The sequence below is a fragment of the Allotabrizicola aquatica (SeqCode) genome (assembly GCF_965194375.1).
Taxonomy (GTDB): Bacteria; Pseudomonadota; Alphaproteobacteria; order Rhodobacterales; family Rhodobacteraceae; genus Tabrizicola_A; species Tabrizicola_A aquatica.
In genome coordinates, this window is record NZ_CBDAEL010000007.1 from 14,421 (window position 1) to 35,366 (window position 20,946).

The following is a 20,946-nucleotide window of genomic DNA, read 5'->3' on the forward strand; positions in this document are numbered from 1 at the left end:
TGTGCAATCGATTGCTTGATCCTTAGCAGAACAATTTGGAGCCCGTCAACGCCCAAGGAAGATGTTCGTGAGAACGGCCGTTTCGCGGCGCCAAAGATGCAAAACTGCGGTTGCAGCTTTTTGCGGCCCTAAAGCCGCAATAGCTTGGTTGCGTTACCGCCCAGTATGCGAGCTTTGTCTTCTACCGGCAGGTCAAAACCCTGCATCCATGCCGTCCCATCGGTGTTGCGCACATAGGGCCAGTCCACGGCGAAAAGCAGACGGCTCACGCCCAACTCCTCAAGGCAACAGCGCAGTGCTGAATCGGAGAACGCCCCACTCGTGGTGACGTGGAAGTTTGATCGAAACACCTTCGCAAAATTGACCGGGGCATTGCCTGGCCGAGACAGAGCTTCATCGATTCGCGACAAAAAGAACGGGATACCTTCGCCCAAATGGCCAAGAATCACCTGAAGATCTGGATGCTTGTCAAACAAACCACTCAGAACCAGCCGGATCGCGTGTGTTCCCGTTTCGACACCAAAGCCCCAAGCAGCACGGACAAATGCAGGGTGGCTTTCCGCATAGGGCCCGTAATAGGCGGATGTAACGCCTTTGTCTGGCATCGCCGGATGGAGGTATATCGGTACGCCCAATCGTTCAGCACGCGCAAAGATCGGCCAAAAGCTTGGCGCGTCCAAGAATTGTCCGGCACTTTGCCCATGGATCATTCCGCCGACGAGGCCAAGTTCCTCGACGGCGCGTTGCAATTCGTCTGCGGCCACCTCGGCCGAGGCCGTCGTCGGGATCATGGCAAAACCTGAAAAGCGGTTGGGTGCTTGGCTGATCATTTGGGCGAGCGCATTGTTTGCGGCTTCGCACACGGAAACTGCGATATCCGAGGGCAAGCGCTGGCTTCCCGGTGATTGGTGAGAAAGGACTTGCCGGTCAATTCCAGCTTCGTCCATTTCCCGGATGCGAATGCCGAGAAAGTCGAACAGCCTGTCACTTATCGAAGCTGGCTGCGCCAGTGCCGCCGCCGGAAAATGGTCGGACAGGCTGCTGTGCATAAAGTGTTCTTCGAGAGCGATGACCGGAGCACTTGGGGAATGTGGCGTCGAAGCTGTCGTCATGGTCGATTTCCTTGGGGCATGTGGGCGGATCAATGTGGGAGCCAACGAGGCTGACCCAATCTGAAGACCTGGGCAGCTGAAAGATTGAGATAGCGAACTGTTGACACTATGCGAACGATTGCACAACAGTATAGTAAAGGTAAAGCGCTGCTTATCGCGGTCAGTGTGGGCCTTTCAACAGGAGGAAGCTTGCATGGCATATACTTCGCCCCATTGGGAACAAATCCAAAGCAATTTGGACAAGAACAAAGTGTTCAACACCATGCGGGACACGCCCTATTTCCGAGATGCCGTCTATCCGCAGTTCTCGCGTGCCGAGTATGAACGCCGGTTTGCCGCGCTGCGCGCCAAGATGCAGGAACTAAATCTAGATGTGGTGATCTGCCCAGGCGGGCCCAGCCACTGGAGTTTTGGTGGTGGCATGCTTTGGCTGTCCGGGCATTGGGAATGGCATGCCCTTGCAGCCTATGTCGTTTTTCCCAAAGAAGGAGAGCCGACACTGGTCTATGGCATGGGAGGTACGCACATCGAAGCCGTTCGCCGCTTAACATCGGTCGCTTTGACCGATGTCAGGTCCAGCAGAAACGGCCACTATGGCGAAGTCATGGCCGAGCGGATTGTCGAACTTGGTTTTCAACGTGGCCGAATCGGATTCATGGAAATTGACGCCCGGCACGGGGACTATTTGCCAGTGAACCAGTACGAAGCCATGAAACAGGCACTGCCCGAGGCCGAATTCGTGTTCACGCAAAAGATGATGCACGAACTACTTTCGGTTCACAGCGCCGAAGAACTTGATTGTGTGCGCGAAGCGGGGCGCCTTTGCACCAACGCAATGCAGGCGATTGCAGACCGTGCCCGCCCTGGCGTGACCGAGGTGGAACTCCGCGCCGCGGCGGGGGCCGCGATTCTTGAAGGCGGTGGCGACATCGACTTTATCATCATTGGATCGACACCTATGGCAGACCCGGCTCTGGTCTTTGGCAACCCGCGACCGTCGTGGCGCAAGTTGTCGGAAGGTGACATGATCCTTATGGAGCTCGCCGCTGGGTATCGGGGATACTCTGCTCAGATTGGCCAGCCGATCTGTCTGGGCACCCCTCCAGATGACATTCGCAAATTCTGGGATGAGATTGCGAAGCCGGGCTATGAACGTGTCGTCGAGGCCATCAAACCGGGGCGGCCGGTTGAAGATATGCGTAAGGCTGGCTCATTTTTCAGGCAGATGGGCGTACAGTCACGTCCAATCTTGGTGCATGGCATCGATTTTGTGTCTGACGGTCCGCACGTCTATGTCGAACGAACCGACGTTCATCACTATGAAGAAATCCTGAAGCCGGGAATGGTTCTGATGCCTGAACCCAACCCCATCGCGGCAGACGGCCGCATGGGTATGTTTGTCGGCCACACCGTCATCGTCACAGAGAACGGCCACGAATGCGTTGACCAATGGCCACTCGAATTGACCGTCGTCTAAGAAACAACGCATGAACCTGCGTAAGGATGCATTACCCACTCTTGCTGGGGGGAATGCAGGCGGAATTTTGGATTTTAACTCGATCGTGGTGGCTGGCGGACAGTGAAGCCATTCTACGTTTCAATCCTAAAAACGCCGAAATCTCGGAGTGCCAGACGCATTTTGACCAATGCCGCGCTACGACCCAGCTGATTTGTCGGCCATCGGGGCGCGCCGACCACCACGCTGTCATCGAACCTGCGGACGTCATCCGCGCGACCATATGCCAAAAGCATCCCATGCCGCATTAGGTCGAAGCCTGCGAAACGGGAACTTCAGGACACGTGACTGCTGCCGACTGAAGAACTGGTGAGGTTCAGAACCCGCGACCAAAGGTTCGAATCAACCATGAACGTCATTTGGCAGACTTGATTGTCTCCAAACCTTAGTCAGGGCCTCGCCGTGTAGGTCCGCCCAGCTTGTCAGCTAGCCATGCGAAGGACGCAGGCGCCCATTCGCGGGAATGTTCAAAGGCGCAATGTCCGGCATCGGGATATACGCGCACTTCCTTACCGGCCACGGGTCCTCCTTCCAACATGAAGTAGATGTTGCCGATCGGTGCGAGATGGTCTCGCTTGCCGTTGATCATCAGGACCGGCATCGTGATCCGATCGATCAGGCCGAGCTCTGAAAGGGCCCAGCGTTTAAAGATACGGTTCTCATGTTCTTCGGACCAGACCGGAAAAGACGGTGGCCCCCCTGGCTGTCCAAAGTTATGGACCGCCCGGCGACTGCGGGCCTCGACATAGGTCGACATTTCGGCAGGTGTCATGCGGTAGCCGAAGGGATGTCCGGCAACCGCGACCACAGCCTGAACCTTGTCGGGCGCTGTGCCCGCAAGCTGCATGACGGAGTACCCACCTCTGCTAAGCCCGAATGCGCCGATTCTCTCTGGGTCGACCTCAGGGCGTGCGGCAAGCGCGTCAAGAGCCGCGACCCAAGCACGAACCGATTCGGGTTCCCAAGGAAATGGGTTCTCACCCGTGCCCGGTGCGTCCATCACAAGTGACGCCAGTCCATTTGCCAGAGCCATCTCTGCCGCCCAGCCACGATCCTCCTTAAACACGTCAGACCCACACATGATGAGCACGGCAGGGACCGGGCGATCGGACTTAGGCGCCCGAAAATGAGTTCGGATCGTTTGCTCCTCAAGCTTTAGATCCAGCACCTCAAGCGGAGGATCGAGATGCTCGCAAGCCTTGCGGTAAGCGCGCGCGCAATCTGCGCTAACGTCGGCTTTGGCAGGGGTAATTTCCCCAGGAAATCGCGCGATTGCGAAGTAGGTCTTTGCAAGCAAGTAAGCCTTGCGTGCCGCGATAAGGTCACCCGCGGCAACCAGCCTATCACCCTCGGCCTCGTGGCGCTGGCCCGCGGCACGCCATGGCGGGATCCACAGATCCTCTGTCGTGCCGGTAAGATTCCCGACGATCTCTTTCAGTTCACCGAGGTCGGATATCATCGAAAGCCAACGGCGGTAGAACCCGCCTTTCACGACGGCAAACGGGTTCTCATCGGGCACAAAGTCCAAAAGATCGGGTTCAGACATTCTTTGGTCCTTTTTTAAGGTCGAGCGGCTGCGGTGCATCTTCTCGTAGACAACGCCATTTTGGCTGTGTAGCGTGTGAGCAATCGATTGCATAAATGGAAGAGGCCGTAAAGGTCACGCAACATAGGGAGGAGATCTAATGAAACACGATCAAAGAATAGGGTACTCAGCAGTTGCCATCTTGGCACTGCTGTCTGGGCTGCCAGCCCATGCACAAGAGGTACCGAATCCGGGGCTGCTTGTTTATGCCGCCGATGACGAGCCGAGCACGCTTGACCCGGCCGCAGTAGAGCCGGGTGAAGGGGGCGAAACAATCATCCTTCAGGTCTATGACCGGTTGCTTGAATTCGCGACCGACGGCCCGACGCTGATTCCCTCATTGGCAACTGAGATCCCCTCAATCGAAAATGGGATGATCTCCGCGGACGGATTGACCTACAAGTTTCCGATCCGGCAAGGTGTGGTGTTCCATGATGGCACGCCACTGACGGCGTCCGACGTCAAGGTCTCATGGGACCGCGCCATGACGATGGCATTGCCAGAAGGCAACGCAAGCCTGTTGAGCGACATCGTCGCGTCAACTGAGGTTGTGGATGACTTCACCTTCCAAGTGACCCTCAAAGAACCGAGCGCAGGCTTCCTGAACTCGGTTGTTGTTGCGATGGTTGCCTCTGTTATCAGCGAAGACGCTATTGCCGCCAATGGCGGGGTGGTCGCTGGCGAACCGAATCTGTTTCTGACCGACAGCGCTGTCGGAACCGGCCCTTATCAAATGGCTGCGTGGAATCGGAACGAGAACCTGCAGCTTGAAATCTTTGATGGATATTGGGGCGAGCCTGCAAAGCTTGATGTTCGCATTGATATCGGCGCCAACCCCGACATCCGTGTGCTTGGGCTGCGCGCCGGGGAGTATGACGTCATCGAAACCGATCCGTCATTCATTGCTGACATCGAAGGTGCAGAAGGTGTGAACATCTTCCGCGAAGGGCTGCTGCTTGAGCCGCTGCACATCGGTTTCAACCTCAACATCCCCGAAGGAGCACTGCCTCCGGAAGACACCATCCCGGTCGACTTCTTCCACGATCCTCGGATCCGGCAGGCATTCAACTATGCCTTCAACTACGAGGGCTTCATCAATGGGCCTCTGGGCGGGTACGGCGCGCCGATGCCGCATTACATGCCGATCGGTCTTTTCGGGTACGATCCTGAAGCGCCCGTCTACACCACCGACCTTGCCAAGGCAGAAGCCCTGTTCCGCGAGGCTGGCGTCTGGGATGAAGGCTTCTCGGTCTCGGTCATCACTGAAGAAGGCAACCTTTTTGCCCTGATGTCTCTGGTGTTGAAGGATTCCATCGAAAGCCTGAACCCCAAGTTTAAGATCAATGTGCTCGCCGTTGCCGAGTCGGTTTTCGACGATGCCTTGGTCCAAGAACCCCTGCAATATGCTATGTGGGCTAAGAATGGCGATCCTGCCGCCGACCCGCATGCCTACTTCGCGGCCTATATCCATCCCGATGGAGAGTGGGGTACCGTACATGGTATGCGTAATGGCTACAAGAACGCCGACAAGATCGCAGAGTTGATTGATCAGGGATCTTTGGAACTTGATGTGACCAAGCGGGCGGCGATCTATGCAGAGTTGCAGCGTCTATCGTTCGAAGACCCAATGTGGGTCATCGGTGCACAGGAAGGAATCGTGATGGCTTACCGTGATTACGTTCAGGGCTTTGCCATGCAGCCGCTCTGGCCTCGCCCGAGCCTGAAGTTCGCGATTTTCGACAAGTAATCCTTTTTCAGGGCATCCGGCTTATTCCGGATGCCCTGATTTTTTTCTGAATGGACCAAGCTTATATGCGTGGTCGTCTGTGTTCCCATTCAACGATCTAAAGACAGGACAACTGCAAAATGCAGCTTCGTGACTACATCATACGGCGGCTCTTGATCCTACCGTTTCTTGTTATAGGCGTGTCGGTCATCGTCTTCTTGCTGACGCGGGTGGCTGGGTCTCCCATCGCCATCTACCTTTCTCACGAAATGACAGCCGAAGAAGTTGCGCTGATTGCTGAGCGCTTCCATCTCGATAAATCACTGCCTGTGCAGTATTTTTACTGGGCTTGGGGTGTCCTTCAGGGCGACTTTGGCTGGTCCGGAATTGCTTCGGCGCCGGTGGCAGAAGTTTTCCCCGCCAAGTTCGCCGCCACCATGGAACTGTCGATTGCGTCTGGCCTTGTTGCCGTAGTCCTTGGTCTCTGGATGGGTACTTATTCTGGTGCGCACCGAAATCAGCTGCCTGATCACATCATACGTGTTGTTTCGGTTGCGGGATCAAGCTTGCCGCTGTTTTGGCTTGGTATTGTGCTCCTCATCGTCTTCTGGGCTCATCTCGGGTGGCTTCCTATCGGTCGCAGCGATCCCAACATCTGGGCGAGCATTGAACACCCGACAGGATTTTACCTGATTGATTCTCTCTTGGCCGGAAGCGCCACGGCGTTCGCGGATGCGGTCTGGCACTTGATCCTGCCCGCGCTGACGCTGGGCTTTGGCGCAACGACAATCATCACGCGCATGATGCGCTCTGCTTTGGTAGAGGAACTTCAGCAAGATTACGTTGACGCTGCCCGAGCGAAGGGGCTGCCAGAACGTCTCGTCCTTAAGCGGCACGCACGGCGCAATGCCTTGGTGCCGACTGTTACTGTGATTGGCCTGACATTCGGCTTCCTCTTGCAAGGGGCCATCTCCGCCGAGATCATTTTCCTTTGGCCCGGTCTTGGGCTCTGGATGGCTGATTCCGTGGTCCGCGGAGATCAGGCGACCATTATGACTTATGTTCTGTTTACCAGCGTGTTGTTCCTGACAGTCAATCTCGTGGTCGACGTGGTCTATGCCCACCTTGACCGCCGCGTCGTATTGGGAGGTTAAGCGATGGGTGATGTTCCCCCCGCCGGTCATGTTGAGCACGGTCGTAACGAGCTGCCAACAACCGCTTTTCAGGTTCGCATGCGCCGCAGTCAGGACCTTGCAAGACGTCTGGTCTCAGACCCGACAACGCTGTTCGGTCTCATTATCATCGTTTTGCTGATCCTCATGGCCATCTTTGCACCCTGGCTTACTGTGCCGAACGAGCCTGACCCCTACCAAATGCCTCGCGATTGGGCGGCTGTGCGCATGCCACCGGGAACACCGGGTTACCTCCTTGGGACGACCAATGAAGGTGGGGATGTGCTGTACGGCATCATCTGGGGCAGTAGGACTTCACTTCAGTTGTCCGTGATAGTTGTCGGCTTTGCTGTCGTCTTTGGCACGATCGTCGGCAGCCTTGCCGCAATGATGGGTGGCTGGATCGACGAGGTTCTGATGCGGATCGTGGATGTGCTTCTTGCCATTCCCGAACTGATCTTCGCGCTGGCGATTGCCGCCTTTCTCGGGCCGTCATTCACGAACATCATCATCGCGCTCAGCCTCGTTTTCTGGGTGAAATTTGCGCGCATCATGCGATCGCAAGTCCTGATCGTAAAGAATAGCGATTATGTCGATGCCGCGCGTGCCATCGGAGACAAGCCGCTGAACATCTATCTGCGCGACATCCTACCAAATTCGATAACACCAGTGACGGTTCAGGCAACACTCGACATGGGCAACGTGGTGCTCTTGGGGGCGACTCTTTCCTTCATTGGACTTGCGGAGTCTGGGATCGCCGAATGGGGCGTGCTCGTGTCTGAGGGCCAGTCTGGTATCGCCTCGGGCCGGTGGTGGGCGTCTACATTCCCTGGACTGATGATCTTTCTTTGGGCGCTGGCCTTTAACCTAGTGGGTGATGGGATCCGTGATGTGCTTGATCCGCGGACGGAGGCGGGACGATGACTATCGAAAAGATGAAAATCCCCGCAGTAACTCCGGGTCAGGCGACGGTCGCCTCGGTGGTAGACCTAAGGGTCCACTTCCAGTCTAAGCGAGGCAGGGTTCACTCTGTTGACGGAGTGAACTTTGATATCAGGGACGGTGAAACACTTGGTCTCGTTGGTGAGACTGGCTGCGGAAAAAGCGTCACAGGCCGAGCCTTCATGCGGCTTATTCCCATGCCGCCCGGAATCGTGGCAGGTGGAGAAATCACCTTCCGGCCGCAAGTCCAGTGCCCCGACTGTGGCGGTGAGGGATGCCAGTCTTGCGCGTCAACCGGACGGTGCGCAGCAGCTTGCCCACAATGTAATGGTACAGGCTGTACGACCTGCGCCAGTACGGGCAATGAAACGGTCGACCTTTTGAATGTTCCGCAAGAGCATTTACGCAAGATGCGTGGCGACCGTATCGCCATGATTTTTCAGGACCCAGGCAAGGCTCTCAACCCAACGCTTTGTATTGGAGATCAGGTGTCCGAAGTGTTCTTGCAACACCGCAGCGCCGAACTCATGCGTAGCGCTGGGGTCACCGAGGATCAAAAGGGTTTGCTCGCATGGCTCTTGCGCCGCATGGCCTCCCAACGTGAAGGCATGATCGACCGACTGCTGCTTTCGCTTCCAGGTTTCAGGTCACGCCGCCAGCGGTTGCAAGCAAGCCTTGATTCCATGGTCGCCGAAGCCCTAGCCGAAACGCAGATTCCGAACCCTCGGCAAGTCATGGCCCGGTATCCGCACGAACTCTCGGGCGGCATGAAGCAGCGTGTGATGATCGCGCAAGCACTTGCCTGCAATCCAGATTTGTTGATCGCGGACGAGCCCACGACCGCCCTCGACGTCACAGTCCAAGCGCGTATTCTGGACCTTATCAGCCAATTGCAGAAACGGCGGCGCACCAGCGTCCTCTACATCAGCCATGATCTGTCGTTGGTAAGGCGTATCTGCGACCGGGTCGCCGTAATGTATGCTGGCCGCATCGTTGAGATTGGCGAAACAGAAGCTCTGTTCGCAAATCCGCGCCATCCCTACACACGCGGGCTTCTTGCGGCCCTCCCGGCGGCTGGCGTGCCTCGAGGGCAGTTGGCGGCAATTCGGGGCACAGTCCCTGAGTTGGTCGATCCTCCTGTTGCATGCCGTTTCGTTGGTCGCTGCCCTAGCGCATTGCCCTCTTGTTCGACCGCTGACCCCATGCTCAATCCAGTTGCAAACGGCCATTCCGTGGCCTGTTTTCTGCACCATCCGATGCCAACCAGCGTTGCGCCAAGCCAGAACGGGAGGTCGTAATGGCGATGATCGAAGAAAATATGGTGGCTCCCGGAACTCGGACGGCAGGCGATGTAATACTGGCCGTTCGCGGCGCTAAGAAACACTTCCCGATCCGTGAAGGTGCGCTTCAGCGTGTTGTCGGACAGGTCCGTGCCGTCGATGGCGTCAGCTTTGACATCATGCGTGGTCAGACACTTGGCCTTGTCGGCGAATCCGGTTGTGGCAAAACAACGCTCGGGCGTTGTGTCAGCGGCCTTTCGAACCTGACGGGTGGAAGTGTCTATTTTGACGTGCCGGCGGCCAAGCTCGCGGAACTCGACCGTATCCTTGCTGTGCCAGAAGCAGAGCGAACCGAAGCTGACCGCCAGACGTTTCAACGTATTGAAGCGGCACATAGGATCGACCATCTATCTGCGGACGAACACGCGCGGTTTCGCCGCAATTGCCAAGTCGTATTTCAGGATGCTTTCGCATCACTGAACCCACGCCACCTTGTGATTGACCTCGTAGGTCGACCGTTGAAAGTGCACGGTGTTGCATCTGGAGCAGAACTGACCGAACGCGTTGTGGCTTTGCTGGAACAGGTCGGTCTTGGACGGCAACACCTCTACCGCTACCCTCACCAGTTTTCGGGCGGCCAACGTCAGCGCATCTCGATCGCACGGGCGCTGGCGCTTGATCCTGACCTCATCGTCCTTGACGAACCCACAAGCGCACTGGACGTGTCGGTTCAAGCACAGATCCTGAACCTGCTCAGCGACCTGCAGGCGAAGCGCAACCTTGCGTATCTTTTTGTCACGCATGATCTGTCGGTTGTGCGACATATGGCTGACCGGATCGTGGTTATGTATCTGGGCCGCGTGGCAGAGGCAGGCAGTACCGAAACACTGTTCGAGAAAGCCGAACATCCCTATACGCGCGCATTGATGGCCGCAAAGCCTGATCTCTCGACCAGCCGTGACGCGCCAATGCAGGCGCTGGAAGGGGCGATACCCGACCCCGCACGCCCGCCGCAGGGTTGTTGTTTTCACACCCGATGTGCAGTCGCCACCGCAGCTTGCGGCTGGGAAGTTGATGATGTCGTCCGCTGGCTTGAAGATCGCGATGGCCTTTTCGACACTCTCTCGGCGGTCAATCGCTCAGGGCCATTTGCAGCGGAACTCGGTTTCGCAGATGCGCAATCTGCACATGCCTTGGTCGCGGCGCTGCAATCCGATGCAGTGCCCGCCGCCATGCGTGCTGCGCTGCAAGAGGCGACCGTCAAGGACACCTCTGTTCGCATCCGCTTCCAAGAGGTCGCGCCTGTCACGCTGAGCCAACGCGGCCCTGGACACGTTGCAGCCTGCATTCTCGATCTAAAGTCTGGCCCCGAAGGAAACCCAAGATGAATCATGTAGCAGCCACCTCATCCATTGACTCGGAAAACGTGATCCTAACCGAAGTGATCGACGGAAAGTCGGTTGACCTGATGTACGTCGAGGTATGGGACGGCCTTTACGCACCCATCGGTATGCGGCGACCGGAAGGTCCAGGCCCTTTCCCAGTCGTGCTCTTGGCGTCTGGCAATGGGGGCGAAGGCATGCGCTGGGTGCGCGATGCGATGCAGAACCGCGCCTATACAATCGACCGGCTTGTCGAAGCCGGCTTTGCATGCGCTTGGCTGAGGTACCGCACCGAGGTTGAACTGGGCTATAATGATGGAGGGAAGTTCATTCGGGATAAACGGCAGGGACGCGAGATGTTCAATCGCTCTCCGCTGGAGTACGAGGATGAGATCGCCATCATTGAGTATGTGAAGCGCCTACCCTACGTTGATCCCGACCGGGTCGGTCTGATCGGCCTGAGCCATGGCGGAGAGATGATCCTAAAGCTGACGTCCGAGTATCATGGCGTCGCAGCCGCGGTGGCAAGCGAACCTGCTTCGCATGAATTCCTTGCCCTGACCCCTGACGACACCGCATTCGTAAACGCGGAAACTGGGCTGCGCGACATCGAAAATATGAACATGGCTGACACCGCGAAAGTTCGCCGTCGGATCGATATGCCTCTTGCCCTTGAACGGATCGCGTCTATTGCCACTCCGATCATGGTGATGGGACGGGACGAAGATCACCTGCAAGGAATCTTTCGTACATCTTACGATCTCTTGAAGGAAGCGGGCAAAGATGTTGAGTGGGTCAGCTATGATCATGACCTGCACGGCTATGTGTATCCGCTGCGCGGTGCGGATGGGGCCTATGAGGTCAACGACGTTCAGGTTGACGCGATCAAGACTGTGATCGCGTATCTGTCCCGATATCTGAAGCCCTGACGGTTTAGCAACGACTTGATTTACCGATCAAATCCGTCGACCGTATGACGCTTGTAGCGGAAAAGACTATTTCGGCCAGTCTGGGAGGACCGCAGAGCATCGTACTTTGAGCAAGGACTTGGCCGCTGATGCATGAGATTGCACCAGCGGCCACGCTTGACTAACGCCTTTGTGTGTCGCAGGAACTGCATATGCGACACGGCTCCACACTCAAAGACATTGCGCGCGAAATTGGTGTGCACCCTTCCACGGTTTCCCGCGCCCTTGATCCGCAGAGGCGCGCAAAACTTACGCCAGACGTTATCGAAAAGGTACGCCTTGCAGCAGAAAGGCTGGGGTATCGTCCCAATCGTGTGGCAGCCTCACTGCGGACGAGTCGGAGCATGACGGTCGGCGTGATGATCCCCGACATCACCAACACGATCTTTCCGCCAATCCTGAGAGGCGTCGAAAGTGTCCTTGAGCCGCACGGCTATGCTGCGCTGGTCGTTAGCACTGACAACATACCGGAACGAGAGGCGCGTTTGGTGGAAGTACTGCGCGAACGTGGGGTGGATGGGATCATCCATGCAGGTGCCCAACGTTTAAATCCCATGATCCCCAGGATCGTGGAGGAAGGTACGCCTGTCGTGACGGTGAACCGACGCGTCGATGGGGCCCATATCCCAGCTATCATCAATGATGAAAAGGGCGGCATGCGCCTTCTCGCGGACCATCTTCAATCCTTCGGTCACCAAAAGATCGCCCATATCGCGGGTCCGAATTCCTCATCTACCGGACAAGAGCGTTTTGACGCACTCCGTTTGGCGCTGTCCGAACGCAAAATGTCGCTGGTCGCGGTTGCAGAAGCTGACCGCTACGTTGAGTTGGAAGGGATCCGCTGTACGAAGTCGCTCTTGGATTCCGACACGCAGTTTACAGCGATTGTTTGTGCAAACGACAGATTGGCCATCGGAGCGATCGAAGCTCTCCGCGAAGCCGGACTGCGCTGCCCGGAAGATGTTTCCGTGACGGGCTACAACGATATGCCCCTGATTGATCGCATCCAGCCGGCGCTAACGACCATTCGCATTGAATCATTCGCGACTGGGCAAGCAGCTGCACATGCGCTTTACGCGCTGATGTGCGGCGATCAGGACAAGGTACCGCTCGAAACCATTATGCCGGTCGAGATCGTGATCCGGAACAGTGTTGCACAGTCTTCAAGGCTGACGCTCTGATTGCCCTGATTTCGAGAAAGCCTCCGCCTCAACCTTAGGATCAAACGAATAGTGGCTTAGGCCTGTGTAGAGACTAGGGCCGGGGTGTTTGGCATCCCAAAACCGAACCGGCCCTGTCTGCGATCTCTTTATCGCCTCAAGATATAGCTCATTTGGCAAAGGTGCCGGTCTGAGATTTCCCTTGTAGAGATCATTTATCCAATGGCAGCCGCACGAATTTCTTCGTCGATGAACGGAACGTATTTCGCGAAGTTTGCTGCAAACATCCCGACCAAACGCCGCGCAGAAGCATCATAGGCGCTGGGGTCGGCCCAAGTCTGCCTTGGATCGAGCAGCTTGGGGTCTACCCCGTTGAGTGCCACGGGTACATCAAAACCAAAGAAGGGGTCTTTGCGGAAAGCGCCCCGAGTCAGCGACCCATCCAGCGCGGCGGCCAGCAAGGCGCGCGTTGCCACGATTGGCATGCGTTTCCCCGTGCCGTAAGCGCCACCCGTCCAACCCGTATTCACCAGCCAGCAAGTGGCACCGTGTTTCGCAATCTGGCTTTGCAGCAGCTTGCCATAAACTTCGGGTCGCCGCGGGATAAAGGGTGCCCCAAAGCACGTCGAGAAGGTCGGCTCAGGTTCCGTCACGCCTCGCTCGGTGCCCGCAACCTTGGACGTAAAGCCAGACAGGAAGTGATAGGTCGCTTGGCTCGGCGTCAGCCGTGCAATCGGTGGCAGCACACCAAATGCATCACACGTCAACATGATGATGTTCTTGGGGTGCCCGCACAATCCGGTTTCCGACGCATTGGATATAAAGTCGAGCGGATAAGCGCAGCGCATATTTGCAGTGTACCGCGAATCTTCGAAGTCGAGCTCCCCGGTATCAGGGTCATGAACCATGTTCTCGATGACCGTCGAGAAGCGGGAAGTCGTGGCATAAATCTCGGGTTCAGCAACCGGAGAAAGACTTATGGTCTTGGCATAGCAGCCGCCTTCGAAGTTAAAGACGCCCCGATCTGACCAGCCATGCTCATCGTCCCCAATCAGAACGCGCGTCGGATCTTGCGACAAGGTCGTCTTGCCTGTTCCTGACAAACCAAAGAATACGGCTGCATCCAGCGGGTTACCCGGAGCATGGTTGGCCGAGCAATGCATGGGCATGATCCCGTGCTCGGGCAGAAGGTAGTTCATCAATGTGAACACTGCCTTCTTGTTCTCACCTGCGTACTCGGTTCCAGCGATAAGGATCATCTTGCGGTCAAAATTCATCGCAATCACTGTCTCGGTCCGGCAGCCGTGCCGAACAGGATCAGCAAAGAAAGTCGGGCAATTCAGGATCGTCCAGTCGGGGGTAAAGGTACGCAGTTCCGCGCGCGCCGGTCGGCGCAAGAGATGCCGAATAAACAGCCCATGCCACGCCAATTCGGTGACAATCCGAACGTCAAGCCGGTGCAAGGGATCCGCACCGGCATAGAGATCCTGAACTGTAAGCGTCCGCCCCGCCACATGCGCAATCATGTCACGATATAGAACGTCGAAAGCCTCGGGCGTCATGGGCGCGTTGTTGTCCCACCAGACGTTGTCTTCCGTTAATGGGGTCCTGACAATGTGCTTGTCCTTGGGCGAACGGCCGGTGAACTTGCCCGTGTTGACCAGAAGTACCCCGCCAATTCCGAGCTTACCTTCACTGGCAACGATAGCACGCGCGACGAGATCTGCCTCCGTTTCGTTGTAATGCGCCGTGCCGACACCAACGATTCCTTGCGCTTCAAGTGTCATGGACGGATTGACACGAATTTGGTCCATATTTGGCCTTCCTCACGATAGCACAGGCCACCAAAACGTGACCTACCGAAGCAGATACCATGATGTCTGCAGGCATGAATAGAAGCAATTTTGTCTGTTAGCGCAATCACTTGCATGCTAGCGCAACCAAACTCCTCGCGCGGGTTGATCCGGAACAGCTAGGCGATCTGAACGATCCGAAATGGACACTCAACGGTTGAGTTCTGGCCTCTTGATACCATGACAGCCATTAAGCAGTGAAGAGCCCTTCAATGTTAAGTCGCCCGGCTTGGCAGTCTTGGAGACAGATAGAGACACATCGCCGGCACGTCGTTCGCAGCTGGGTTCCCGCGCCATTCGGTGACCCCCAGTGTAACACAAAAGCCACCCATTGCGCGAGTTGACCGAGCACTTGGGGTCAGCGCCAGGTCGATCTAGACATGGAAGAAGCTGTTATCGCAGCCCGTGAAGGTCGTCGAAAAGACGATACTCTAGATCACCTTCGGACAGCCACAACAACCAACACTGCAGGGCGCTTAGTGGAAGACGGGCTATTTTGAGCCATTGAGGCGGCCATCTGCCACCGCCCTAACATTCTTGTGCACGAATCTTAGAATTGGCAAGCGGTGGAGTGCAATTCTTGACCCATTTCGCTGCCCCCGCAGCGTCCACTCGGCATGCCCAAGAACCACCGCAGATTCCGCCCTTGGACATGTTCGGTTTTGGCGCTAACAAGAGGAAAGACGCATCTCGGGGCCGCCAAGTTGACCAACCCTTCCGCCTTTGATCCCCGTCGCGCCCTGACGCTGCGCGATGTCTCGGAAGCTTCTGGCGTCAGCGAAATGACCGTCAGCCGGGTCTTGCGAAACCGGGGCGACGTGTCCGAGGCAACCCGCGAAAAGGTGCTGCAAGCCGCCCGCGCCCTTGGCTATGTGCCCAATAAGATTGCCGGGGCCTTAGCCAGCCAACGCGTCAATCTGGTGGGGGTGGTGATCCCATCCCTGTCGAACATGGTGTTCCCCGAGGTGATGACCGGCATTTCCGAAGTGCTGGAGGATACCGGCCTGCAACCCGTGGTCGGTGTCACAAATTATTCCCCCGACCGCGAAGAGTCAGTGATCTACGAAATGCTGTCATGGCGGCCGACGGGGCTGATCGTCGCCGGGCTGGAACATTCCGAAGCCGCGCGCGCGATGATGGCGCAGGCCGGTGTGCCGATTGTCGAGATCATGGACATCGACGGCACCCCGATTGACAGCGCGGTGGGCATCTCCCACCGCCGTGCTGGGCGGCAGATGGCCGAGGCGATCGTGGCCGCAGGGTATCGGCGCATTGCCTTCCTTGGCACCCAGATGACCAATGACTTTCGGGCGAAGAAACGGCTTGAGGGCTTTGAAGAGGCCCTCGCCAAAGCCGGGCTCGCGCTTGCGGATCGCGAGTTCTATTCGGGCGGCTCGGCCCTATTGAAGGGTCGCGAGATGACCCATTCGGTGCTGACCCGCAGCCCAGACATTGATTTTCTGTATTACTCCAACGACATGATCGGCGCAGGTGGGCTCCTTTACTGTCTTGAAAAAGGGCTCGACGTACCGGGCAAGATGGGTCTCGCGGGCTTTAACGGCGTCGAACTCTTGGACGGGTTGCCGCGGAAACTGGCCACCATGGATGCCTGCCGTCTGGAAATCGGGCGCCACGCCGCCGAAATCATCGCGGGCAAGTCGCATCAGGGAGTCGTGGGCGGCGAAGTTATTGAGCTTTTCCCCGTGCTGCAGCCGGGCGACACCATCCGCAACTGATCCATCCTCCCCCGCGCCGCGTATCTCTTGCAGTTGCAGGAGGTATTCATGCGCGCCGCCATTTTCGCCCTTTTCCTTGCCGTCCCAACCGCGGCTTTCTCCGCGACTGTTGCTGTCGCCGACACGCCAAGTTTCCAGTTCCCCTCAATTGACGGCGGCAGCTATGCCACCGCCGATTGGCGCGGCAAGCCGGTTTTGGTGGTCAACACCGCCTCGCTCTGCGGCTTTGCAGGCCAGTATGAAAATCTGCAAACCCTGTCAGACCGCTATGAGGGCCGCGCCGTGGTGCTTGCCGTGCCCTCGGACGATTTCGCGCAGGAATTGGCCAGCGAGGCTGAGGTCAAAGAGTTCTGCGAGGTCAACTTTGACCTTAACCTACCGATGACAACCATTCAGAATGTCGCCCAAGGCGAGGTGCACCCGTTTTATGCTTGGGCGCGTGATGTGCATGGCTTCACCCCGGGCTGGAACTTTAACAAGGTGCTGATCGGCCCCGAGGGCGAGTTTGTCAAAGCTTGGGGCTCGACAACCAAACCCGACGACCGCACGATCACCAGTGCGATTGACAGCTTGCTCACGCAATAGGGGGCAGCCACAACGCCTCGGAGGTGACCCAAGGCACCCAACCCTCGCCATGCCGGAAGCGATTAATCCTCGGGCACGCCGTTCAGGCTGATCTCGCCTTTCACTCGCCATGGCCCGGGGGTATCTTGTATCTTGCAAAGGATGGGGACAAAGCATGGCGGCTGTAGAACTGGGCCTAGATACATTCGGGGACGTCAGCCTTGGCCCAAACGGGCAGCTGAAACCCATGGATCAGGTCTTGCGTGACGTGGTCGATGAGGCGGTTCTGGCCGACGAGCTGGGCATCCATTTCATCGGCCTTGGTGAACATCACCGGTCAGACTTTGCCATCGCCGCACCCGAAATCCTGCTGGCCGCCATTGCAGCCCGCACCACCAAGATCAAGCTTGGCACCGCAGTCACGGTCTTGTCCTCAGACGATCCAATCCGCGTCTTTCAACGGTTTTCCACCCTGAACGCACTGTCCAATGGTCGGGCCGAGCCGATTTTGGGCCGTGGCAGCTTTACCGAAAGCTACCCGCTCTTCGGCTATGATCTGCAGGATTACGAGCTTCTCTTCGAAGAAAAACTCGACCTCTTTGCCACGCTTGCGAAACAGAACCCGGTCTCATGGCAAGGGCAGCACCGAAGCCCGCTGGCCAATCAAGCGGTCTACCCGCCACTTGGCCAACCCATGACCGTCTGGGTCGGCGTTGGAGGCAGCCCGGAATCTGTTGTGCGCGTTGTGCGGCAAGATTTGCAGCTGATGCTGGCCATCATCGGCCGCGACCCCCGCCGCTTTGCGCCCTATGTCGATCTCTATCAACGGGCCTGCGCGCAGCTGGGCCGTCCGGTTCGCCCAATCGGCATCCACTCGCCAGGCTTTGTCGCCGCCACCGATGAAGAGGCGCGCGAGGTGCTTTGGCCGCATTACGCCGAAATGTTCGGCCGTATCGGCCGCGAGCGCGGGTGGCCCCCGACCACCAAAGACCGCTACCTTGACGAAATCGCGCATGGATCGCTTTACGTCGGCAGCCCCGAAACCGTGGCCCGCAAGATCGCGTCTGCCGTGCGCGCCTTGGGCGTGCAGCGATTTGACATGAAATACTCCACCGGCCCGGTGCCGCATGGGCAATTGCTGGACTGCATCCGGCTTTACGGCGAGAAGGTCATTCCCATGGTTCAGGATATGCTGGCGCAATGACCGAAAAGATCACCCCAGCGATGCAGGCCTTTTGGGCCAATGACCCTGCCCCGATTGAGATGGGTATTGATCTGATCGAAGCGCGCGACAACCGCGCCGAGCTGCGCCTGCAGCTTGAGCCGCGCCATTTGAACGGCCACCGCAGCACTCACGGCGGCGTGGTGCATCTTTTGGCCGATTGCGCCGCCGGTTTTGCCGCCAATTCCACGGGTGAGCAGGCGGTGACGCAGACCAACACCATCACCTTCCTGACCCCAAGCCATGCTGGGGAAACCCTGACCGCCATCGGCACCTTTGTGGCCCGCAGCGGCCGTTCCTCGTTGTACGATGTGGTAGTGACCGCCGAGGACGGGCGTCAGGTTGCCGTGATGCGTGCCCAAATGCGCCACATCGCCCCAAAGGCCTGAACCGCCGCGCGAAAAGCCAACCCGCTTAGCCTTCGCCTTCCAGCTTGACGCGCATTTCGCGTAAAATGGGCAGAACCGCACGAACTTTGTCGGGGCCAAGGCTTTGAACCACATCGGCAATCATCGGGATCACCGCCGCCACGGCGGCATCGCGCGCCGCCCGCCCTGCGGGCGAGATCGCGACGAACTTCTGCCGAGCATCATCCCAATCGGGGCGAATATGCACATGACCCGCCCATTCCAGCTTGGTCAATGTATTGGTCATCGCCCCGCGCGTCACGTGAAAGGCACGCGCCAACTGAGCCGGAGTGCGCTCTTCGTTCAGCCGGGCAAGATGGTTCAGCACCGAAAAATGCGACAGCTCCATCCCTTTGGGCAACGCCTTGGAGACACGGTTCCGCGCAAGCTGGTCGGCCATGAACAGCTCGCCAAACAAGGAGACAGCCAGATCATCCGTGCGATCGGTCATGGCCCGGTGAACTCCCGGTCATGGGACAGGCTTGGCACGCGGGCGCGCGCCGTGGCCACCTGCGACAGATCAAGATCGACCAGCGTGACGCCCGGATCGGTGCCCGCATCCGCGAGAACCTCGCCCCAAGGGGCGATGGCCAGCGAATGGCCGTAGGTGCGCCGCCCCTTGCCAGCGGTTTCGACGTGAAAGCCGGTTTGCGCGGGCGCCAGCACAAAACATCCCGTTTCAATCGCCCGGGCGCGCAAGAGAACCTCCCAATGCGCTGCGCCGGTGATGTGGTTAAAGGCCGCAGGCACCGTCAAAATTTGCGCCCCGGCCTTTGCCAAATGGCGAAACAGATGCGCAAAGCGCAGGTCATAGCACACCGTCATGCCAATCTTGGCGAAGCCCGCATCGGCCAGAACCGCCGCCGTGCCGGGGCGATAGCCTGCGGATTCCCGGTAAATCTCGGCCTCGGACACATTCACATCGAACATGTGAATCTTGTCATAGCGCGCGACAATCTCTCCGCCCGGACCAATCAGGAACGACCGATTGGCAAAACGGCCATCGGCATCATGGGTCAACACGCCCAGCGAACCGATCAACAGCCAAACCCCGGCCCGCGCCGCCTCATCGCGCAAGGCGGCAAGCGTGGGATCATCCGCCTCATGGCGCAGCACGCTGCGCTGATGGGCGCGGTTGCCTGACAGGGCATTTGTGCATTCCGGGGTCAGCACAAAGCCCGCCCCGCCCGCGACCGCACGGCGCACCAAATCGACCGTTACCGGCAGGTTCACCGCCGGGTCATCGCCCACATTCAGCTGCACCAGCCCCGCGCGCATGGCTTAGGCCAGCATCGGATCAAGCTTGCCCGCGTGATCCAGCGCATGCAGATCATCGCAGCCGCCCACATGGTTCCCGCCGATGAAAATCTGCGGCACCGAGGTGCGCCCCCCTGCGCGCTGCGTCATGGCAGCCCGCAATTGTGGCTGGCCACCCACGTCGATTTCTTTGAAATCGACGCCCTTTTTCACCAACAGCCGCTTGGCCGCAATGCAATAGGGGCAGGTCTGGGTGGTGTAGATCTCAACCGGTTTCATGGCGTGGTCCTTAAGGCAACCTAAGCGTTGGCGCGACTATAAGGATTTAGGCATCCTTCGCAACGCGCGCCATGGTCAGAACCGACACCGCCCGTGCACCCCCCGCCACACAGGCCTCGGCCGCAGCGGCCAAGGTCGCGCCCGAGGTCATGACATCATCAACCAACAGCACATGCCGCCCCTCGGCCCGCGTGCCTTGGCGCGGATGCAGCGCGATGACGCCCTGCATATTGGCAAACCGCGCGTCGCGGCCCCTGCCTTCTTGGCTGGGTGTGGACCGGTTCCGCGTCAAAAGATCCGGGCAATGCTCCAACGCGGCCGCCCGGGCGATGGCCTGCGACAAGAGGACCGACTGGTTGTAACGCCGCCGGAACAGCCGCATCCAATGCAAAGGCACCGGAGCCACCAACATGCCGGGCTCCAAAATGGGCTCTGCCACGCGAAGCATCCATTGCGCGGCCGGTCGCGCCAGATCCAGCCGGTCGCCGTGTTTCAGCGCCAGCACCATTGCCCGGGCGTTGTCTTGATACAAAAGCGCCGATCGCCCGCGTGACCAAGGCCGGGCAATGGTCAGGCAGTCATCGCAATGCTCGGGCTTTCTCGTCTCCTCGCCCGGCATCGGCACGCCACATTGGTCGCAGACCAGCCCGCTGATGAAGGGAGTTTCCCGCCAACAACTGCCACAGAGGCCGAAATCCGTGGTCACCATGGCACCACAGGTCAGGCATTGCGGCGGGTAAAGCAGGTGAAGTGCAGCGGCCATCACACCCCTTTGCATTTGCCCC

At 58.2% G+C, this 20,946-nt stretch carries 19 protein-coding genes and 1 pseudogene; 13 read left to right on the forward strand and 7 right to left on the reverse strand.

Annotation, left to right across the window (positions count from 1 at the left end):
- Positions 1-128: 128 nt before the first annotated feature.
- Positions 129-1,112, reverse strand: coding sequence for an amidohydrolase family protein (locus AC72UB_RS10045; protein WP_505189655.1), 984 nt, complete (start codon positions 1,110-1,112; stop codon positions 129-131).
- A gap of 193 nt (positions 1,113-1,305) precedes the next feature.
- Between AC72UB_RS10045 and AC72UB_RS10050 the strand changes: the two genes are divergently transcribed.
- Positions 1,306-2,589: a M24 family metallopeptidase gene (locus AC72UB_RS10050; protein WP_505189656.1), complete on the forward strand. Its 1,284-nt coding sequence runs from the start codon at positions 1,306-1,308 to the stop codon at positions 2,587-2,589.
- 424 nt (positions 2,590-3,013) lie between these two features.
- On the opposite strand, the gene AC72UB_RS10055 is transcribed toward AC72UB_RS10050, so the two are convergent.
- On the reverse strand, positions 3,014-4,174 hold the full coding sequence (locus tag AC72UB_RS10055) for an alpha/beta hydrolase family protein (protein WP_505189657.1): 1,161 nt from the start codon (positions 4,172-4,174) through the stop codon (positions 3,014-3,016).
- A gap of 139 nt (positions 4,175-4,313) precedes the next feature.
- Here AC72UB_RS10055 and AC72UB_RS10060 point away from each other — a divergent pair, with 139 nt between their 5' ends.
- From AC72UB_RS10060 to AC72UB_RS10095, 8 genes and pseudogenes are all read left to right on the forward strand, one after another.
- A complete protein-coding gene (locus AC72UB_RS10060) occupies positions 4,314-5,960 on the forward strand; it encodes an ABC transporter substrate-binding protein (protein WP_505189658.1) in 1,647 nt (548 codons plus the stop codon).
- 119 nt (positions 5,961-6,079) lie between these two features.
- The gene (locus tag AC72UB_RS10065; RefSeq protein ID WP_505189659.1) at positions 6,080-7,093 is read left to right on the forward strand and encodes an ABC transporter permease; all 1,014 of its coding nucleotides are present in this window, start codon (positions 6,080-6,082) and stop codon (positions 7,091-7,093) included.
- 3 nt (positions 7,094-7,096) lie between these two features.
- Entirely contained in the window at positions 7,097-8,035 is a 939-nt protein-coding gene (locus tag AC72UB_RS10070; RefSeq protein ID WP_505189660.1) for an ABC transporter permease, read from the forward strand.
- 11 nt (positions 8,036-8,046) lie between these two features.
- Positions 8,047-8,256 (forward strand): annotated as a pseudogene (locus AC72UB_RS10075) (ATP-binding cassette domain-containing protein); the annotation flags it as partial.
- 207 nt (positions 8,257-8,463) lie between these two features.
- Entirely contained in the window at positions 8,464-9,351 is an 888-nt protein-coding gene (locus AC72UB_RS10080; protein WP_505189765.1) for an ABC transporter ATP-binding protein, read from the forward strand.
- Entirely contained in the window at positions 9,351-10,721 is a 1,371-nt protein-coding gene (locus tag AC72UB_RS10085) for an ABC transporter ATP-binding protein (protein WP_505189661.1), read from the forward strand. The genes AC72UB_RS10080 and AC72UB_RS10085 overlap by 1 nt, the downstream gene beginning before the upstream one ends.
- On the forward strand, positions 10,718-11,644 hold the full coding sequence (locus AC72UB_RS10090) for an alpha/beta hydrolase family protein (protein WP_505189662.1): 927 nt from the start codon (positions 10,718-10,720) through the stop codon (positions 11,642-11,644). The genes AC72UB_RS10085 and AC72UB_RS10090 overlap by 4 nt, the downstream gene beginning before the upstream one ends.
- Before the next feature lie 173 nt (positions 11,645-11,817).
- Positions 11,818-12,864, forward strand: a complete 1,047-nt coding sequence (locus AC72UB_RS10095) for a LacI family DNA-binding transcriptional regulator (protein ID WP_505189663.1) — start codon at positions 11,818-11,820, stop codon at positions 12,862-12,864.
- Between the two features lie 194 nt (positions 12,865-13,058).
- Here the strand turns inward: AC72UB_RS10095 and AC72UB_RS10100 are convergent, their stop codons facing one another.
- Entirely contained in the window at positions 13,059-14,657 is a 1,599-nt protein-coding gene (locus AC72UB_RS10100; protein WP_505189664.1) for a phosphoenolpyruvate carboxykinase, read from the reverse strand.
- A gap of 743 nt (positions 14,658-15,400) precedes the next feature.
- On the opposite strand from AC72UB_RS10100, the gene AC72UB_RS10105 reads away from it, so the two are divergent.
- From AC72UB_RS10105 to AC72UB_RS10120, 4 genes are all read left to right on the forward strand, one after another.
- The gene (locus AC72UB_RS10105) at positions 15,401-16,432 is read left to right on the forward strand and encodes a LacI family DNA-binding transcriptional regulator (protein ID WP_505189665.1); all 1,032 of its coding nucleotides are present in this window, start codon (positions 15,401-15,403) and stop codon (positions 16,430-16,432) included.
- 48 nt (positions 16,433-16,480) lie between these two features.
- Entirely contained in the window at positions 16,481-17,017 is a 537-nt protein-coding gene (locus AC72UB_RS10110) for a glutathione peroxidase (protein ID WP_505189666.1), read from the forward strand.
- Between the two features lie 154 nt (positions 17,018-17,171).
- Positions 17,172-18,200, forward strand: coding sequence for an LLM class flavin-dependent oxidoreductase (locus tag AC72UB_RS10115; protein ID WP_505189667.1), 1,029 nt, complete (start codon positions 17,172-17,174; stop codon positions 18,198-18,200).
- The gene (locus AC72UB_RS10120) at positions 18,197-18,607 is read left to right on the forward strand and encodes a PaaI family thioesterase (protein ID WP_505189668.1); all 411 of its coding nucleotides are present in this window, start codon (positions 18,197-18,199) and stop codon (positions 18,605-18,607) included. Before AC72UB_RS10115 ends, AC72UB_RS10120 begins: the two co-directional genes overlap by 4 nt.
- Before the next feature lie 25 nt (positions 18,608-18,632).
- Here AC72UB_RS10120 and AC72UB_RS10125 read toward each other — a convergent pair whose 3' ends face one another.
- Genes AC72UB_RS10125 through AC72UB_RS10140 form a run of 4 tightly spaced genes read right to left on the reverse strand, consistent with a single transcriptional unit; the run spans position 18,633 to position 20,924 of the window.
- Positions 18,633-19,076 carry a MarR family winged helix-turn-helix transcriptional regulator gene (locus AC72UB_RS10125; protein ID WP_505189669.1) on the reverse strand — a complete coding sequence of 148 codons (444 nt, stop codon included), beginning with the start codon at positions 19,074-19,076 and terminating at the stop codon, positions 18,633-18,635.
- Entirely contained in the window at positions 19,073-19,903 is an 831-nt protein-coding gene (locus AC72UB_RS10130; protein ID WP_505189670.1) for a carbon-nitrogen hydrolase family protein, read from the reverse strand. The genes AC72UB_RS10125 and AC72UB_RS10130 overlap by 4 nt, the downstream gene beginning before the upstream one ends.
- 3 nt (positions 19,904-19,906) lie before the next feature.
- Positions 19,907-20,161 (reverse strand): glutaredoxin 3, encoded by a 255-nt coding sequence (grxC, locus tag AC72UB_RS10135; protein ID WP_463288701.1) that lies wholly within the window; start codon positions 20,159-20,161, stop codon positions 19,907-19,909.
- A gap of 46 nt (positions 20,162-20,207) precedes the next feature.
- On the reverse strand, positions 20,208-20,924 hold the full coding sequence (locus AC72UB_RS10140) for a ComF family protein (RefSeq protein WP_505189671.1): 717 nt from the start codon (positions 20,922-20,924) through the stop codon (positions 20,208-20,210).
- Positions 20,925-20,946 lie beyond the last annotated feature (22 nt).

Coding starts and splice junctions, on each gene's coding strand:
- AC72UB_RS10045 (WP_505189655.1), bottom strand. CDS start 1,112: ATGACGACAGCTTCGACGCCACATTCCCCAAGTGCTCCGGTCATCGCT.
- AC72UB_RS10050 (WP_505189656.1), top strand. CDS start 1,306: ATGGCATATACTTCGCCCCATTGGGAACAAATCCAAAGCAATTTGGAC.
- AC72UB_RS10055 (WP_505189657.1), bottom strand. CDS start 4,174: ATGTCTGAACCCGATCTTTTGGACTTTGTGCCCGATGAGAACCCGTTT.
- AC72UB_RS10060 (WP_505189658.1), top strand. CDS start 4,314: ATGAAACACGATCAAAGAATAGGGTACTCAGCAGTTGCCATCTTGGCA.
- AC72UB_RS10065 (WP_505189659.1), top strand. CDS start 6,080: ATGCAGCTTCGTGACTACATCATACGGCGGCTCTTGATCCTACCGTTT.
- AC72UB_RS10070 (WP_505189660.1), top strand. CDS start 7,097: ATGGGTGATGTTCCCCCCGCCGGTCATGTTGAGCACGGTCGTAACGAG.
- AC72UB_RS10080 (WP_505189765.1), top strand. CDS start 8,464: ATGCGTGGCGACCGTATCGCCATGATTTTTCAGGACCCAGGCAAGGCT.
- AC72UB_RS10085 (WP_505189661.1), top strand. CDS start 9,351: ATGGCGATGATCGAAGAAAATATGGTGGCTCCCGGAACTCGGACGGCA.
- AC72UB_RS10090 (WP_505189662.1), top strand. CDS start 10,718: ATGAATCATGTAGCAGCCACCTCATCCATTGACTCGGAAAACGTGATC.
- AC72UB_RS10100 (WP_505189664.1), bottom strand. CDS start 14,657: ATGGACCAAATTCGTGTCAATCCGTCCATGACACTTGAAGCGCAAGGA.
- AC72UB_RS10110 (WP_505189666.1), top strand. CDS start 16,481: ATGCGCGCCGCCATTTTCGCCCTTTTCCTTGCCGTCCCAACCGCGGCT.
- AC72UB_RS10115 (WP_505189667.1), top strand. CDS start 17,172: ATGGCGGCTGTAGAACTGGGCCTAGATACATTCGGGGACGTCAGCCTT.
- AC72UB_RS10120 (WP_505189668.1), top strand. CDS start 18,197: ATGACCGAAAAGATCACCCCAGCGATGCAGGCCTTTTGGGCCAATGAC.
- AC72UB_RS10125 (WP_505189669.1), bottom strand. CDS start 19,076: ATGACCGATCGCACGGATGATCTGGCTGTCTCCTTGTTTGGCGAGCTG.
- AC72UB_RS10130 (WP_505189670.1), bottom strand. CDS start 19,903: ATGCGCGCGGGGCTGGTGCAGCTGAATGTGGGCGATGACCCGGCGGTG.
- grxC (WP_463288701.1), bottom strand. CDS start 20,161: ATGAAACCGGTTGAGATCTACACCACCCAGACCTGCCCCTATTGCATT.
- AC72UB_RS10140 (WP_505189671.1), bottom strand. CDS start 20,924: ATGGCCGCTGCACTTCACCTGCTTTACCCGCCGCAATGCCTGACCTGT.